Below are 16,077 nucleotides of genomic sequence, written 5' to 3'. Positions count from 1 at the left end.
AGGCCCGGCGGAATCCGCCGGGCCTTCGTTCGTATTGTCGTGCTTAGTCGCTGGTGATGGCCAGGTCGGGCGTGCCCGGTCCGGTTCCCACCGCGGCGGCGGCGTTGATGCCTACCGAGACGGCCTCGTTGCGGTTCGTCGTGGTGAACACGTACTCCCCGTCGATGAAGTCCACGTGCACGTGGTCTCCCGCGTTCAGCTCGCCGTGCAGGATCTTCTCGCTCAGACGGTCTTCCACCTCACGCTGGATCGCGCGGCGCAACGGCCGGGCGCCCAGGGCGGGGTCGAAGCCGACCTCGATGAGGTGCTCCTTCACCGCGAGGGTGATGTCGATGGTCATGTCGCGGTCGAGCAGCCGGTCGCCCAGGCGCTTGATGAACAGGTCCACGATCTGCAGCAGTTCGGGCTTGGACAGCTGCGGGAAGACGATGATCTCGTCGACGCGGTTGAGGAACTCGGGCTTGAAGTGCTTCTTCAGCTCCTCGTTCACCTTTCCGCGCATCCGGTCGTAGCTGGTGGCCGTGTCGCCCTCGAGCTGGAAACCGACGGGCGAGCCGCTGATGTCCCTGGTGCCGAGGTTGGTGGTCATGATGATGACGGTGTTCTTGAAGTCGATCACGCGACCCTGGCCATCCGTCAACCGGCCCTCTTCCAGAATCTGGAGGAGCGAGTTGAAGATGTCGGGGTGAGCCTTCTCGATCTCGTCGAACAGCACCACGGAGAACGGCTTGCGGCGCACCTTCTCGGTGAGCTGACCGCCCTCTTCGAAGCCGACGAACCCGGGAGGAGCACCGAACAGGCGGGAGACGGTGTGCTTCTCGCCGTACTCACTCATGTCGAGCGAGATCATGGCGGCCTCGTCGTCGAAGAGGAACTCCGCGAGCGCCTTGGCCAGCTCGGTCTTACCGACACCGGTGGGGCCGGCGAAGATGAACGAACCGCTCGGACGCTTCGGGTCCTTCAGGCCCGCACGGGTGCGACGGATGGTCTTGGCGAGCGCCGAGATGGCCTCTTCCTGACCGATGACGCGCTGGTGCAGTGCCTTCTCCATGAAGACGAGCCGCGAGGACTCTTCCTCGGTGAGCTTGAAGACGGGGATGCCGGTGGCCTGGGCCAGGACCTCGGCGATCAGGCCCTCGTCGACCACCGCGGTGGTCTTGACGTCGCCGGACTTCCACTTCTTCTCCAGGCGCAGACGCTCGCCGAGGAGGTTCTTCTCCTCGTCGCGGAGGCCCGCTGCCTTCTCGAAGTCCTGGTCCTCGATCGCGGTCTCCTTGGCGGCACGAACCACGGCGATCTTCTCGTCGAATTCGCGCAGCTCCGGCGGGCTCGAGAGGATCGAGAGGCGCAGGCGTGCGCCGGCCTCGTCGATCAGGTCGATGGCCTTGTCGGGCAGGAACCGGTCGGAGACGTAGCGGTCGGCGAGGTTGGCCGCGGCCACGAGGGCGCCATCGGTGATGGAGACCTTGTGGTGCGCCTCGTAGCGGTCGCGCAGACCCTTGAGGATGTTGATCGTGTGCGGCAGCGACGGCTCGTTCACCTGGATGGGCTGGAAGCGGCGCTCGAGCGCGGCATCCTTCTCGAAGTGCTTGCGGTACTCGTCGAGCGTGGTCGCACCGATGGTCTGCAGTTCACCCCGGGCGAGCAGCGGCTTGAGGATCGAGGCCGCGTCGATGGCGCCCTCGGCGGCACCGGCTCCGACGAGGGTGTGGATCTCGTCGATGAACACGATGATGTCGCCGCGGGTGCGGATCTCCTTGGTGACCTTTTTCAGGCGTTCCTCGAAGTCACCGCGGTAGCGGCTGCCGGCGATGAGGGAACCGAGGTCAAGCGAGTAGAGCTGCTTGTCCTTCAGCGTCTCCGGCACATCGCCCTTGACGATCGCCTGGGCGAGGCCCTCGACGACGGCGGTCTTGCCGACGCCGGGTTCACCGATCAGCACGGGGTTGTTCTTGGAGCGGCGGGAGAGGATCTGCATGACCCGCTCGATCTCCTTCTCGCGCCCGATGACCGGGTCGAGTTTGTTGTCGCGCGCCGCCTGCGTGAGGTTGCGCCCGAACTGGTCAAGAATCTGGCTGCCCGCGGGTCCGGCTGCGGTCTCGTTCGCGCCCACCTGCACCTGCTCCTTTCCCTGGTAGCCGGAAAGGAGCTGGATGACCTGCTGGCGCACCCGGTTGAGGTCGGCGCCGAGCTTGACCAGCACCTGGGCGGCCACGCCCTCGCCCTCGCGGATGAGCCCGAGCAGGATGTGCTCGGTTCCGATGTAGTTGTGGCCGAGCTGCAAGGCTTCCCGCAGGCTCAGCTCGAGGACCTTCTTGGCGCGCGGCGTGAACGGGATGTGACCCGTGGGCTGCTGCTGACCCTGGCCGATGATGTCCTGCACCTGTTCGCGCACGGCATCAAGCGAGATGCCGAGGCTTTCCAGGGCCTTGGCGGCCACGCCTTCACCCTCATGGATGAGCCCGAGCAGAATGTGCTCGGTCCCGATGTAGTTGTGGTTGAGCATCTTGGCCTCTTCCTGGGCCAGGACGACGACACGACGAGCTCGGTCGGTAAATCTCTCAAACATATTGACACTCCCTTGGCGCCAGGGCGGTTATGGCACCGATACAAAGAGAGTAACCAGCACGAGCCCCGATCGGTGCCTCTGTTCGCCGTGGGCGTGACGGATGCTCTCGCGCGGCGTCATATTCCCGGTTCACGGCCAGCTCCCGCCGGTGCCGCCGCCACCTGCCCTCATCCGGACGAGTTGCCCCGGCCGGCCGGGGCAACTGGTCCGCAGCAGGGCAACTCGCGAAAGTTCTTGCCTAACCCATCGAGAATCGATATGGTCGAAATCGTCCACATATCGATAATCGTTAGGCGATGATCCCATGATGACCACTTCACCTTCGGAGAAGGCCGAGCGCGCCGCCCGGCTCGAGCGCCAGTTGTCCCGGCTCTTCACCTGGACCGTGCTGATCGGCGCGGTGGCCTGGGGGCTGCTGGCCGCCGTGATCGGCACCGTCACCGTGATCGGCCAGCTGATCACTGACAGGTTCGCGGTCACCCTGCTCGCGGATGCGCCGCTGCCCGCCAGCGCATCCGCCGGCACGGCCAGGCTCACCAGCGGCACCTTCGACTCCGCCGACGTGACCATCGCCGGCTTGAGCACGCTGCCCAGGTTCCTGCTCACCCTGGAAGGATCGACAGCCCTGGCCACCACCCTGCTGGTCTCGGCAACCGTGGTCTACTTCTGCTGGACCGTGCTGCGCCGCCGCCCGTTCACCCGGCCGGTGTTCTGGCTCGTGGCCCTGGTGGGCTACGCGCTGATCATCGGCACCATCCTCGGCCAGGGCTTCGGCGGCATCGGCCGCATGATCGCGGCCGGTGAGCTGAACGGCGACCCGATCGACGGATTCTGGCCGATGGCCACCCTGGTGGACCTGGCGCCGGCCGGCACCGGCCTGGTGCTCCTGGTCGCGGCCGGGGCGATTTCACTCGGGCAACGCCTGCAGCGCGACACCGACGGGCTCATCTAATGGCGCCTCCGGAAGCAGACGAGGACACCGGCATCCACTGCCGGCTCGATGAGCTTCTCGCCGAACGTGGGCTCACCCTCACCCGGCTGAGCGAACTCGTCGGCGTGAGCGTGGTCAACCTGTCGGTGCTCAAGAACGACCGGGCCAAGGCCATCCGCTATTCCACCCTCGCCGCCATCTGCGCCGCCCTGGACTGCGAGGTCGGCGACCTGCTCGTGCGCGCCGCCTGAGCAAGCGCCCCGGCCGGCTGCCGTCGTCGATCAGGCCTGCCCTTGCCAGGGTGCCGCTGAGCGCAAATACTGTCACCATTCGGCCCCACGATTGCGAACCAGAACCCGCAGGCGAAAGGCGGCGGCACCATGGACGGCTCCTCGAATCCCGTACGCGTCTCTCCCGATCCGGCAGACGAGATAGCCCGGCTCTCCGCCGAGAACGCGAAGCTGCGCGCACAGGTCGGCCCCGCGGCCGAGCACCGTGCCGCCAACCGGTGGCGGGCCTTCTTCGCCGCGCTGTTGATCGCGGTCGGGGTGCTCCTGGCCCCGGTGAGCGTGGTCGCTTACTGGACCAAGGGGTACGTCAACGACACCGACAGGTTTGTCGCCTCGCTCGCCCCGCTCGCCGAGGACCCGGCCGTGCAGGCCTACCTGGTTGACGAGATCGTCGCGGTGGTGAACGACAACGTCGACCTCGACCAGATCACCAGCGACCTCTTCGACGGGCTGGCGAGCCTCGATCTCCCTCCCGCGGCCAAGAATGCGCTCGGGCTGCTGCAGGCACCGGCCGTGCAGGGCATCCAGGGCCTGATCCGGTCGACCGCGACGCGGCTGGTCAGTTCGGATGCCTTCGCCCAGCCCTGGGAGCAGGCTCTGCGAACCAGTCAGATGCAGGTGATCGCGGCGCTGGAAGGCGACACCTCCTCGGCCCTCGCGATCAGCGACACCGGCGAGCTGGGCATCCAACTCGGCCCGATCATCGCCGAAGTGAAGAAGGAGCTGGTCAACCGAGGCTTCGGCCTGGCCCAGAACATCCCCGACGTCAACCGCACCATCGTGATCGCCCAGTCGGACGCGCTCGTGCAGGCACGCACCGGCTACCAACTGCTGAATGTGCTCGGATTCGTGCTGCCCCTGGTGAGCCTGGGCCTGATCGTCCTCGGGGTGCTCGTGGCAAGGCGGCGATCACGCACCATGATCTGGGCCGGCCTCGCGCTGGCGGCGGCCATGGCACTGCTCTCGGCGGGCATCGCCGTGGGGCGCATTCTCTTCGTCAGTTCGGTGTCGCCGGTCTATCTGCCCTCCGACGTCGCCCAGGCGGCCTACGACGCCGTGGTGCCGTTCATGAACACCACCGCCCTGTCGGTTGGCCTGGTCGGCTTCACCGTGGCCGTCGTGGCCTACCTGGCCGGACCGTTCCACGGGTCGACGATCGTGCGCCGGGGCACCATCAGCCTCTCCAGCCGGCTGCGCCTGGCCGCGGAGAACGCGGGGGTCAGCACCGGCCGATTCGGAGCGTTCCTCTACCACTACCGCCGCATCGCGCACGTGTTGATCGGCCTCGGCGCCGCAGCAGTCGCCATCTTCTGGCGCCCCCTCCCACCGGCCGTGATCATCTGGACCGCCATCCTTGCCCTCGTCGCCGTGCTGCTGGTGGAGTTGCTGCAGCGCCCGCCGGCCGAGATCCGCCCGCCAGCCGGGCCAGCCGTACCGCCGCCCGGTGGGCCTGGTGGCCCGCCGGCGCCGGCCGGCGACACCGCGCAGAACGCCACCCTGCCGCTGCCCAGCGACCCCGACAGCCTGCGCGGCCAAACCGGGCCGACCGAACCCCTCGAACCGATACCCGCCAGGGAGCTCGCGGATTAAGCTCAGGGGGTGAGCAATCTCGAGCGCGACCCTGCCGAAATCGTCTGCGACGGCACCGCCTCCCCGGAGGCGCCCGGCACGATTCTGAGCCTGGACGCTCCCGGCGTGATGCTGTTGCAGCCGCGGGACGTGCCGCTGGGCGGACCCCGCGCCATGGGCGTGCGGCGCACCCTGCCGCAGCGGGAACGGTCGCTGATCGGCGCCTGGTGCTTCGTCGACCACTACGGCCCGGATGACGTGGCGGCCACGGGCGGCATGGTTGTGCCGCCACACCCGCACACCGGGCTGCAGACCGCCAGCTGGTTGTTCGCCGGCGAGGTGGAACACCGTGACAGCGTCGGCAGCCTGGCCCTCGTGCGCCCGGGCGAGCTCAACCTGATGACTGCCGGAGCCGGGATCAGCCATTCGGAGGTGTCCACCCCCAGCACCACCACACTGCACGGCGTACAGCTCTGGATCGCACTGCCCGACCTCACCCGGCACCAGGCGCCGCATTTCGAGAACCACGTGATCGACCCCGTCGTGCGAAACGGTGTGACCCTGCATGTGTTCCTGGGCTCGCTGGCCGGGCAGGTCGCCGCGGCCACCGGTGACACTCCCCTGGTGGGCGCCCAACTCGACCTGCCCGCCGGCAGCTCGATCGACCTCGAGGTGGACCCCGGCTTCGAGCACGGTGTACTCGTCGACACCGGCACCGTACGCTTCGCCGGAACCGCGATACAACGCAACGAGCTGGGCTTCCTCGCCACCGGCAGCACGAGCATCCGGGTGGAGAACACCGGGGAGGGCCCGGCCCGGGTGGTGCTGCTGGGCGGGGAGCCGCTCGGCGAGCAGATCGTGATGTGGTGGAACTTCATCGGCCGTGACCACGACGAGGTCGCGGCCTTCCGCGCTCAGTGGCAGGCCGAGGTGATCGAGGGCGCGGATGCTTCGGGCCGGTTCGGCCAGGTGGCGTACCACGGTGCTGCCCTGCCGGCGCCGGCGTTGCCGAACGTGCGGCTCAAGCCGCGGCGCTGACTACTGCACGGCGCTGGTGAGCCGGGCCAGGTTGTCCAGGATCGTCGACCGCAGCGGCTGCTTCATCCACTCGTCGAGGGTGAGTTCGCGGCTGTCGGCACGGTAGCCGTCCTCCACTTCGCGCAGGGCCCGCACGAACGACGCGCCGCGCACCATCAGCGACACCTCGAAGTTGAGGCTGAACGAGCGCATGTCCATGTTGCTCGAGCCGATCACGGCCACGTCGTCGTCGATGGTGAAGTGCTTGGCGTGCAAAACGTACGGCGCCTTGTACATATAGATCTTCACGCCGGCCCGCAGCAGCTCCTCATAGTAGGAGCGCTGAGCGTGGTAGACGAGGGCCTGGTCGCCGATCTCGGAGACGAAGAGTTCCACGTGCAGGCCACGCTGAACGGCCGTGGTGACGGCGTACATGATCGACTCGTCCGGCACGAAGTAGGGGCTCGTGATCACGATGCGTTCCTGCGCGTAGTAGAGCAGCGCGAGGAACAGGCGGAGGTTGTTCTCGCCCTCGAAACCGGGACCGCTGGGCACCACCTGGCAGTCGATGGAGTCTGAGACGTCCTCCGGATGCACCGGTTCGATGTCGCGGGTGAGCAGCTCGTTGGTCTCGCTGTACCAGTCGGTGATGAAGATGGCGTTCAGGCCCGACACGATGGGGCCCTCTAGCCGAACCATGAGGTCTTTCCATTTCAGGCCCCGGCGGATGTTGCTCTTCATGTTGTAGGTGCGATCGATCACGTTCTGCGAGCCCATGAAGCCGATTCGGCCGTCCACGATCAACAGCTTGCGGTGATTGCGCAGGTCGGGGCGCTGCCACTTGCCCTTGAAGGGCTGTACCGGCAGCATCAGCTCCCAGAACACCCCGGAGTCGGTCAGCCGTTTCTTGGTCTGTTTGAAGCCGGGCTTGCGCATCGACTGGACGTGGTCCATCAGCACCCGCACCGTCACGCCGCGCTTGACCGCGTTCTCCAGCGCGTCGAAGAACGGTGTGGTGGTGGGGTCGAGGGAGAGGATGTAGAACTCGACGTGCACGTACTTCTTCGCCTTGTCGATGTCGGTGACCATCGCCGCGAAGGTCTCCTCGTAGTGACCGTGCAGGCGCGCCCGGTTGTCGCCGACCAGCGGCATCGACCCGAGGTTGCGGTTGAGTTCTACGACGGATTCCAGCCAGGCCGGCCAAGGGTGGTCGCGTTGCACCCGTTCCATGCCGGCGGTGCTGTCCAGGATGAACTGGTTGATCTCGGCCTGCATCTCCACCCGGCGCTTGGGCAGGGTGCGGTAGCCGATCAGCAGGAAGAGCAGGAAGCCGAAGTACGGAATCAGGAAGATCGCCAGCAACCAGGCCATGCCGGAGGTGGGTCGGCGGTTGCGCGGCACCACGATGATGGCGATCACCCGGATGGCGAAGTCAACAATGAAACCCACCACGAGGAGGATGGTGGACAGGTCGATACCGAACACGGGTTAGCCGGCCGGTTTGTCGAGGCCGAGCTTGGCCCGTTCTTCCGCTTCAACGCGCGCATAGGCGTTTCGTTCGGTGCGGTCTGCACGGATGATGGCGCGCATGATGATCCAGAAGATCACGCCGACCAGAACCGTGGGCGCGAGCGAGAACAGTGCGTTGGCCCAGAAGTCATCCATAGTCCATCCAGCCTACGCGATCCACCCGCGCCCCCATCCGCGAGCCGTGACTTAAGCCCCAGGAATCCCGAGATTTGCGTGCTTATGTCACAGTTCGCGAGGGTGGACGGGGTTATTTGACGAGGATGCCGTAGATACCGCTGCCGAGCAGGTACAGGCCGACGGCGCCGACGACGACCCAGATGATGATCCGGTTGGTCGACGGGCCCTTCTTGCCGTCGTCGTCGGGCTTCAGCTCGTCCTTGGGCAGAAATGTCATCATGCGAGTTACTTTACCAACGGGAACAGGATGGTCTCGCGGATGCCGAGGCCGGTGAGGGCCATCAGTAGGCGGTCGATGCCCATTCCCATGCCACCGGTGGGCGGCATGCCGTATTCCAGGGCGCGGAGGAATTCCTCGTCCAGGCGCATGGCTTCCGGGTCACCGCCGGCGGCGAGCCGTGCCTGCTCCACGAACCGTTCCCGCTGCACCACCGGGTCGACGAGCTCGGAGTAGCCGGTGGCCAGTTCGAAACCACGGATGTAGAGGTCCCACTTCTCCACGACACCGTCGATGGAGCGGTGACCGCGCACGAGGGGGCTCGTGTCCACCGGGAAGTCGAGCACGAAGGTGGGGCGCACCAGATCGCCCTTCACGAAGTGCTCCCAGAGCTCTTCGACGTACTTGCCGTGGATCGGGTGCTCGACCTCGACGCCCTCGGCCGCGGCGAGTTCTTGCAGCTCGGCCAGCGGGGTGGCGGGGGCGATGGTGCGGCCCGCGGCAGCCGACAGGCTGTCGTACATGCTGATCCGGTCCCACTCGCCGCCGAGGTCGTACTCGGTGCCGTCGGCCCAGGTCACCACGTGGGAGCCGCCAGTGATGGCCGTGGCGGCATCCTGGATGAGGGTTTGGGTGAGCGCGGCGATGGAGGTGTAGTCGCCGTACGCCTCGTAGGCCTCGAGCATCGCGAATTCGGGCGAGTGGGTGGAGTCCGCGCCCTCGTTGCGGAAGTTGCGGTTGATCTCGTAGACCCGGTCGATGCCGCCGACGACGGCGCGCTTGAGGAACAATTCCGGCGCGATGCGCAGGTAGAGCTCGGTGTCGAACGCGTTGCTGTGGGTGGTGAACGGGCGGGCGGATGCGCCGCCGTGCATGGTCTGCAGCATCGGGGTCTCGATCTCGAGGAACCCGCGGGCGGTGAAGGTGGCGCGCAGGCTCGCGACGGTCTGCGAGCGCTGCACGACGGTACGGCGGGCCTGCTCGCGGGCGATGAGGTCGAGGTAGCGGCTGCGCACCCTTGTCTCCTCGCTGAGCTCGGAGTGCAGGTTGGGCAGCGGCAGCAGCGCCTTCGCGGCGACCTGCCACTCCGCCACCATGATCGACAGTTCGCCGCGGCGAGAGGAGATGACCTCACCGGAGACGAAGACGTGGTCGCCGAGGTCGACGAGGTCCTTCCAGCTGGCCAGCGAGTCCTCGCCGACGGCGGCGAGGGACACCATGGCCTGGATGCGGCTGCCGTCGCCGGCCTGCAGGCTGGCGAAGCACAGCTTGCCGGTGTTGCGCAGGTGCACGATCCGGCCGGCCAGGCCCACGGTGACGCCCGTGGCGGCATCCGCTTCGAGCTCGCCGTATTCGGCACGGACCGCGGGAATGCTGGTGGTGACGGGCACCGACACCGGGTAGGCGCCGCCGCCGGCGTCACGGGCCGCGGCGTTCAGGCGGTCCCGCTTGGCCAGGCGCACGGCCTTCTGCTCGGTCATCTCGGCTTGCTCTGCGGCGGCCTGTGCGGCCTGCTCGTCGGCGCCGGGTACGGGCTCAGGGGTGGTGCTCATGCGGGTCTCCGTCTGTGGGCGTGCGCGGGCCATGGCCGCGCCTCGAAGGTGAATCGGTTAGGGAATGTCCAGGGAAATGTTGTCGATGAGCCGGGTACTGCCCACCACCGCAGCGACCAGCATCCTCGCCGGGCCACGGTAGTCGTCGGCGACCGGCAGGTAGGTGTGCGGGTGCACGACAACGAGATAGTCCAGTTTAACCAGTGTCTGGGCGCCGATCACCGCATGGGCGGCCACGATCGCGGCGGGCACGCCCTTCAGGGCGGCGGATGCGGCGGCGGCGAGACCAGCTGAAAGCGACCTGGCCGCGGCCCGGGCGGGTTCGTCGAGGTTGTGGTTACGGCTGGACAGGGCCAGGCCGCTGGTCTCCCGCACCGTCGGCACGACTTCCAGGCTCACCCGCAGGTTGAGGTCGGCGATCATCCGCTCGACCAAGAAGACCTGCTGGGCGTCCTTCTGACCGAACACGGCCAGGTCGGGTTCTACGATGTTGAACAGCTTGTTCACCACGGTGAGCATGCCGTCGAAGTGTCCGGGCCGGGCGGCACCCTCGTAAAGCCCGCCGATGGCGCCGGCCGTGACCCGGGTGGAGGACGCGCCGTCCGGGTACATCTCCCGGGCGGTGGGTGCGAAGACAAACGTGGCGCCTTCTTCGGCCAGCGCCGTAACGTCGGCGTCGAGGGTGCGCGGGTAGGTGTCGAGGTCTTCGTTCACCCCGAACTGCAGCGGGTTGACGAAGATCGAGACCACCACGATCTCTCCGAGGGCGACGGCGCGGCGTACGAGGGCGCGGTGGCCGTCGTGCAGGGCGCCCATGGTGGGAACGAGTACGACGCGGGCCTCGGCGCCGGTCGACGCGATGTTCTGCCGCTTCAGGCAGAGCCGGCTGCGCAGCTCGTCGATCGTATCGATCACTTCTGGCTTGGTGAGCACGGTCACTGGTCCTCCGGGTCAAACGGGTGGGGCGGGTAGGGCTGGTCGGTGTCGATGGCGTCAAGCCCACCGAGGTCGTCGAGCGGATGCGGCGCACCGGTGCGGGTGAGGGCGTTCTCAATCGCCGAGCGCACCAGCGGCGCGATCACGGCTCCCGGCGCGCCGATCCCGATCTCGCTGAGCAGCCGGGTCGCCTGGTCCACGATCGAACTGGAGAACAGGGTGGCGGTCTCGATGGCTTCAGCGTAAACCTCGCGGTCGCCCTCGGCCACGATCACGGGCTCTCCCCCCATCTCCACCACCAACGCTTGGGCGATCGGCAGCACGGGCGCGGGGGCCGTCACGGCGAAGTAACTGTCGGCCAGGCGCACGATGTCCAGGCTCGTGCCGGTGAACGACATGGCCGGATGGATGGCCAGAGGAATGGCACCGGCTCGCTGGGCCGGCAGCAGCACGTTGGTGCCGTAGCGGGCGGACGTATGCAGCACGAGCTGGCCGGGCTGCCAGGTGTGGGTGGCGGCAAGCCCGGTCACCAGGCTGTCGAGCTGGTCGTCCGGCACCGCGATGATCACCAGTTCGCTGCGTTCGACGACCTCCGGCACCGTGAGCACGGGTACCAGGGGCAGGATCGCCTCTGCCCGGTCGCGGCTGGCCTGGGAGATCGCGGAGATGCCGACCAGGGCATGGCCGGCGCCGGCGAGGGCGGCGGCGAGGATGGGGCCGACATGGCCGGCACCGATCACGCCGATGCCGAGCCGGCCGGGGCGCTGGCTCATGAGGTCACCTCGGTGGCCGCGGCCGGAGCAGCCGTGCTGCCGGGAGCCGGTGCGACAGTCGCCGTCACGGCGGGTACGAGGCTCCAGTGGTGGCTGGTGTCCGAGTCGGCCGAGGCGACAGCCCCGGCGGAGATCGCTTCGAACATGCGCACGGCCTCGTCGACGTCGATCACGCCGAGGGAGGCGCTGACCGGTCCGGTCACGGTGTGCAGCCGGGCGGAGGCGAGCCGCAGCCGGCGGCGGACGGGTCCCTGGTCGATGCCGACGCTCTGCAGCCGCGCCAGCGGCACCAGCACGAGTTCGCGGGAGAGCACCCCGCGGCGCAGCAGCGCGGCACCCGCTGTCACGGTGTAGCCGGTGCGGCGCCAGGAGAACGGGCGCAGCCACGCGGCGCGACGGGGTGCGTTGGCGAAGCCGTCGTTTCCGCCCCGGGAGGTGAGGCCGCGGATGACCAGGGCCCGTTGCTCGTCGATGGCGAAACCGGGCAGGATCAGCTCGAGCACCTTGCCCACGTCGGTGAGGGACCCGACCGGCAACACTGTCGTGGCCGCTTGGCCCGCCGCGCCGTCGTTGGTGGAGTGGCCGGCCTTGTTGATGCTGATCTGCCACCACCCGAACGGCCGCCAGGCCAACGGCTGGGTCACACCGATGGCGTGGATGCGGCCGGGCGGCAGGGTTTCGTTGCTCGTGGTCAGCAGGCCGAAGCCCACGCGCACGCCGTCCGGGGTGCCGGCGATGCTGTACCGGAGCGATTTGGTGAATCGGGAGACGTAGTAGCCGACGCTGGCGATCAGGCCGGGGAAGATCGCGATCAGCAGCCATTCGCTGCCGCCGACGATGACGCTGGTGATGATGGCACCGATGCCGACCAGGACGAACACGGTGAAGCCGCTGAAGACTATCGAACCGATCAGCCGCAGCACCGGGATGCGCACGACGGACTCCGGCGGGGCAGCGTCAGGGTCGAGTTCGGGAGCGAGGAATTCGCCCACCCTGGCACTGGCGTAATCGTTGAGCGCGTGGCGGCGGTTCCCGGCCGGTGCGACGAGGTCGCCGGGCTGGCCGACGCCGGGAGGGTCGGTCTCGGGGGCGGGCAGGAGCTGACCGGGGTCGATGGGGCCCGGCACCGCGGCGCGGGGTTGCCTCGCGCCGGACGCCAGCCGCAGGATGTCCCGGCGCAAGCCGTCGGCCAGAGCGGATCCAAGATAGGCGAGCTGCACGTTGGCGTCCTGACCGGCCACGCTCACTTCGAGCTTGGCTGCGCCGAACAACCGGGGAATGAGCGGGCGCACGATGTTGACGCCCTGGATGCGGTCGAGCCTGGCCTGTCGGTGGCTGCGGAAGAGGATGCCGCTGCGCACCTCGACGGATTCATCGGTGACCCGGAAGGTATGCATCCGCCAGGACAGGCTGAAGGCGACGATGATGACGAGCAGGACGCCCGCGACGATGAGCAGGGCCCAGCCCACTGCTCCGCCCTCGTAGATCGCGTCGAGCGGGTCACCGGATTCGCGGGGGATGCCGAAGACCAGGTCGACGAAGCGCTCGCGCAGGTTGGCGATGACGAAGCCGAGGAGGGCGAAGACGAAGATACCGCCGCGCAGCAGCGGGCTCGCGGGGTGCAGGCGGTGCCAGTCCCCGTCGGCGAGGGAGGTCACAACCCGGCCCGCCGGCTCTCGGCAAGTTCGACGAGACGGTCGCGGAGGGCATCCGCGTCGGCTTCGGCGAGCCCGGGAATGGCGACGCCCGATGAGGCGGCGGCGGTGACGAATTTGAGGTCGGCGAGGCCGAGCACCCGCGCGACCGGGCCGCGGGTGATGTCAACGAGTTGCATGCGGCCGTAGGGCACGGACACGAACCGCTGGTACATGATGCCTCGGCGGAAGAGCAGGTCGTCCGCGCGCAGCTGGTAGCCGATCGAGCGCACCCGTCGCGGCTCGAACGCCAGCGAGATCAGAGTGACCAGGGCGATGGCCGCGCCCACCCACGCCGCCCAGGTCTGGTCCAGCAGCAGCCAGAGGGCGCCGGCGGCGGCGCACACGATGACCAGGAACACGACGGTACCGACGATTTCGACCATGACGTACTTGGGTGAGACGCGCTTCCATTCGCCGGCTTCCGGCAGGTCGAGCCGGGCGCCGACCGGCGGAACGTCGGTGACGGGGTCGGCCGTGGCAGCGGGGCCGTAGCCGTGCTCCGGGTCGGGGACGAGCGGTGCTGCGGCGTCGTTGCCGAGATTGTCAGGCACTGATTGCTCCGCCATTGTTCGGTCCCCCGTTGTTATGGTCGTGGTCGTCATCCGGCGGCAGCGTGCAGAAGTGCTCCGCGACAAGACCACCCGCCAAGAGGATCACGGCGCCGAACGCCATCCCGATTGCGAGCCACAACGATGTTACCGCCGGTACCACCGACCGGGTGAGGATGAAGGCGATGATGCCCAGGCCCACGCCGAGCAGCACGGCGCCGCTCAGGCTGGAGGCCTTGGCCAGCAACGCGATCCGCATCGCCCGGAACGGGTCCACCCGGCGGCTGGCACGGCCCCTGGTGGCCTGCCGGATGGGCCATGCCAGGGCGACGAGGATGATCGCGATCAGGACCAACGCCAGCGGCAGGGTGATCGGCGGCACGAAGATCGGCGCGCTCCAGGCGGTCGAGGCCAGCTCCATCAGGAAGCCGACGACGAGGCCGACCAGGCCCAGCGCGATCAGCGGGGTGGGAGTGGTGCGCTTCATGGCTGGTTTCCGTCCGCAACGGATGGGCCGGCCTTCGGGGCGACATCGGTGTGCGCCGGATCCGTGCTCGCTGTCACCGGGTGCGCCTTGGCGGTGCGGTCGGCCACGGCCAGGAGTTCCCGCACCCGGCCGCGACCGGGGATCTCGGCATCCGGATCGATGTCGAACCAGGGCGCGAGCACGAAGTCACGTTCGGCGGCCCTGGGGTGCGGCAGGGTGAGGGTCTCGTCGTCGATCTGCAGGTCATCGACCAGGATCAGGTCGATGTCCAGCGTGCGGTCTCCCCAACGTTCCTCGCGTACCCGGCTGTGCGCGTTCTCGATGCCGTGCACCGCGTCGAGCAGGGCGTGTGGGTCACCCGCCCAGAGCACACTGACCACGAGGTTGAGGTAGCCGGGTGCGTCCAGGTCGACTCCGTCGGGCTTGACGGCATCAGAGGCGTAGACCGGAGAGATCGCGGTGAGCTGCACACCGGGGAGTTCGGCGAGTTCCCGTACGGCTGCCGCGAGGGTTCCCTCCCGGTCACCGAGGTTGCTGCCTAGCGCGATCACGGCCGTGACCGCGCCCGCGGGCGTCGTTCCTGATCCGGTCATGATCTGCTCCCCTCGGTTCGTGCGCTCTGTGAGCGCTCAATCTGCACTGAGACGTCCGCGAATGGAATCTCGATCGGCGCCTGCGGCTTGTGCACCGTCACCCGCACCCGTTCGGCGGCCTCGTGCGCGAGCACCACGTCGGCGATGCGTTCCGCCAGGGTCTCGATCAGGTCCACCGGGTCGCGCCGCACGGCATCGGCCACCTCGACCGCGAGCTGGCCGTAGTGGATGGTGCTGGCCAGGTCGTCGCCGGATGCCGCGGCCCGGAAATCGAGCCAGACCGTCACATCGATGACGAACTCCTGGCCGTTCTCTCGTTCGAAGTCGAAAACGCCGTGGTGTGCGGTGATCCGCAGGCCGGTGAGGGTGATCGAATCGCTGCTCATGACCCTATTCTGGCCGAATCGACCCGGTCCAGCACGTTCAGGGCGGTTCGGGTGCCGGCCACGTCGTGCACGCGAACGGCCCAGACCCCGGCCTGGGCGGCGAGCACACTGAGCACCGCCGTGGGCAGGTCGCGGTCGATGATGCTCGCGGAATCCGGTAGGACTCCGGCCAGGAATCGTTTGCGGGAGACGCCGACCATAACCCGCAGTTCGAGGGGCGTGAAAGCGTCGAGCCGGGCGAAGACCCGCCAGTTCTGCTCGGCATCCTTGCTGAAACCGAGGCCCGGGTCGAGCACGATCCGCTCGCGCCGCACCCCGGCGCCCACGAGCGCCGTGACCCGCTCGGTCAGCTCGGCCACGACGGTGGCCACAACGTCGTCGTAGGTCGCCAGCGCATCCATGGCCTGCGCGTGGCCGCGCCAGTGCATGGCGATGTAGGTGAGTCCGGTACGCGCCACGACGGCGGCCATGTCGGGGTCGGCCAGGCCGCCGGAGACGTCGTTGATGATGTCGGCGCCGGCCGCGGCGGACAGGCTGGCGGTCTCGGCGTTGAGGGTGTCGATGCTGGTGCGGATGCCGAGCTTCTGCAGCTCCTCGAGCACGGGCAACACCCGGTCTTGTTCGGCCGCCGGGCTCACTCGCTCGGCTCCCGGCCGGGTGGATTCACCGCCGACGTCGATGAGGTCGGCGCCCTCGGCACAGAGATCGATGGCGTGCCGCACCGCGGTGTCGGTGCTGGCCCAGCGTCCGCCATCGCTGAACGAGTCCGGCGTCACGTTGAGCACGCCCATGACCAGGGTCACT

General features: G+C 68.2%; 17 protein-coding genes. 4 read left to right on the top strand and 13 right to left on the bottom strand.

Annotated features, from left to right (window positions below):
- Positions 1–43: 43 nt before the first annotated feature.
- Positions 44–2,569, bottom strand: a complete 2,526-nt coding sequence (locus CTB96_RS20020; RefSeq protein WP_110128760.1) for an ATP-dependent Clp protease ATP-binding subunit — start codon at positions 2,567–2,569, stop codon at positions 44–46.
- A 307-nt stretch (positions 2,570–2,876) separates the two neighbouring features.
- On the opposite strand from CTB96_RS20020, the gene CTB96_RS20015 reads away from it, so the two are divergent.
- From CTB96_RS20015 to CTB96_RS20000, 4 genes are all read left to right on the top strand, one after another.
- Positions 2,877–3,521, top strand: a complete 645-nt coding sequence (locus tag CTB96_RS20015) for a hypothetical protein (RefSeq protein ID WP_146215872.1) — start codon at positions 2,877–2,879, stop codon at positions 3,519–3,521.
- Complete coding sequence (locus CTB96_RS20010; protein ID WP_110128756.1) at positions 3,521–3,751, top strand: helix-turn-helix domain-containing protein; 231 nt, start codon at positions 3,521–3,523, stop codon at positions 3,749–3,751. The genes CTB96_RS20015 and CTB96_RS20010 overlap by 1 nt, the downstream gene beginning before the upstream one ends.
- A 129-nt stretch (positions 3,752–3,880) precedes the next feature.
- Positions 3,881–5,380: a hypothetical protein gene (locus CTB96_RS20005; RefSeq protein WP_110128754.1), complete on the top strand. Its 1,500-nt coding sequence runs from the start codon at positions 3,881–3,883 to the stop codon at positions 5,378–5,380.
- Between the two features lie 9 nt (positions 5,381–5,389).
- Positions 5,390–6,397, top strand: a complete 1,008-nt coding sequence (locus CTB96_RS20000) for a pirin family protein (RefSeq protein ID WP_110128752.1) — start codon at positions 5,390–5,392, stop codon at positions 6,395–6,397.
- Here CTB96_RS20000 and cls read toward each other — a convergent pair whose 3' ends face one another.
- From cls to folP, 12 genes are all read right to left on the bottom strand, one after another.
- On the bottom strand, positions 6,398–7,861 hold the full coding sequence (cls, locus tag CTB96_RS19995) for a cardiolipin synthase (protein WP_427846513.1): 1,464 nt from the start codon (positions 7,859–7,861) through the stop codon (positions 6,398–6,400).
- A gap of 3 nt (positions 7,862–7,864) precedes the next feature.
- Complete coding sequence (locus CTB96_RS20670) at positions 7,865–8,041, bottom strand: hypothetical protein (RefSeq protein ID WP_181397379.1); 177 nt, start codon at positions 8,039–8,041, stop codon at positions 7,865–7,867.
- Positions 8,042–8,153: 112 nt separating this feature from the next.
- Positions 8,154–8,303 carry a hypothetical protein gene (locus tag CTB96_RS20665; protein ID WP_181397378.1) on the bottom strand — a complete coding sequence of 50 codons (150 nt, stop codon included), beginning with the start codon at positions 8,301–8,303 and terminating at the stop codon, positions 8,154–8,156.
- Between the two features lie 5 nt (positions 8,304–8,308).
- Positions 8,309–9,853, bottom strand: a complete 1,545-nt coding sequence (gene lysS, locus CTB96_RS19990) for a lysine--tRNA ligase (RefSeq protein ID WP_110128750.1) — start codon at positions 9,851–9,853, stop codon at positions 8,309–8,311.
- 57 nt (positions 9,854–9,910) lie between these two features.
- The gene (gene panC, locus CTB96_RS19985; RefSeq protein ID WP_427846512.1) at positions 9,911–10,786 is read right to left on the bottom strand and encodes a pantoate--beta-alanine ligase; all 876 of its coding nucleotides are present in this window, start codon (positions 10,784–10,786) and stop codon (positions 9,911–9,913) included.
- Positions 10,787–10,788: 2 nt separating this feature from the next.
- A complete protein-coding gene (locus tag CTB96_RS19980) occupies positions 10,789–11,562 on the bottom strand; it encodes a Rossmann-like and DUF2520 domain-containing protein (protein WP_110128747.1) in 774 nt (257 codons plus the stop codon).
- The gene (locus CTB96_RS19975) at positions 11,559–13,220 is read right to left on the bottom strand and encodes a PH domain-containing protein (protein ID WP_110128745.1); all 1,662 of its coding nucleotides are present in this window, start codon (positions 13,218–13,220) and stop codon (positions 11,559–11,561) included. Before CTB96_RS19975 ends, CTB96_RS19980 begins: the two co-directional genes overlap by 4 nt.
- Positions 13,217–13,810 carry a PH domain-containing protein gene (locus tag CTB96_RS19970; protein ID WP_248283512.1) on the bottom strand — a complete coding sequence of 198 codons (594 nt, stop codon included), beginning with the start codon at positions 13,808–13,810 and terminating at the stop codon, positions 13,217–13,219. The genes CTB96_RS19975 and CTB96_RS19970 overlap by 4 nt, the downstream gene beginning before the upstream one ends.
- Positions 13,803–14,294 carry a DUF3180 domain-containing protein gene (locus CTB96_RS19965; protein ID WP_110128741.1) on the bottom strand — a complete coding sequence of 164 codons (492 nt, stop codon included), beginning with the start codon at positions 14,292–14,294 and terminating at the stop codon, positions 13,803–13,805. The genes CTB96_RS19970 and CTB96_RS19965 overlap by 8 nt, the downstream gene beginning before the upstream one ends.
- Positions 14,291–14,887 carry a 2-amino-4-hydroxy-6-hydroxymethyldihydropteridine diphosphokinase gene (gene folK, locus CTB96_RS19960; protein WP_110128739.1) on the bottom strand — a complete coding sequence of 199 codons (597 nt, stop codon included), beginning with the start codon at positions 14,885–14,887 and terminating at the stop codon, positions 14,291–14,293. The genes CTB96_RS19965 and folK overlap by 4 nt, the downstream gene beginning before the upstream one ends.
- Positions 14,884–15,273 carry a dihydroneopterin aldolase gene (gene folB, locus CTB96_RS19955; RefSeq protein WP_110128737.1) on the bottom strand — a complete coding sequence of 130 codons (390 nt, stop codon included), beginning with the start codon at positions 15,271–15,273 and terminating at the stop codon, positions 14,884–14,886. The genes folK and folB overlap by 4 nt, the downstream gene beginning before the upstream one ends.
- Positions 15,270–16,076: a dihydropteroate synthase gene (gene folP / locus CTB96_RS19950; RefSeq protein ID WP_110128735.1), complete on the bottom strand. Its 807-nt coding sequence runs from the start codon at positions 16,074–16,076 to the stop codon at positions 15,270–15,272. The genes folB and folP overlap by 4 nt, the downstream gene beginning before the upstream one ends.
- Position 16,077: the final 1 nt, after the last annotated feature.

The organism is Cryobacterium arcticum, from assembly GCF_003185895.1.
GTDB lineage: Bacteria > Actinomycetota > Actinomycetes > Actinomycetales > Microbacteriaceae > Cryobacterium > Cryobacterium arcticum.
The sequence above is the reverse complement of the archived record's forward strand: the minus strand, read 5'-3'. Positions and strand labels throughout refer to the sequence as shown.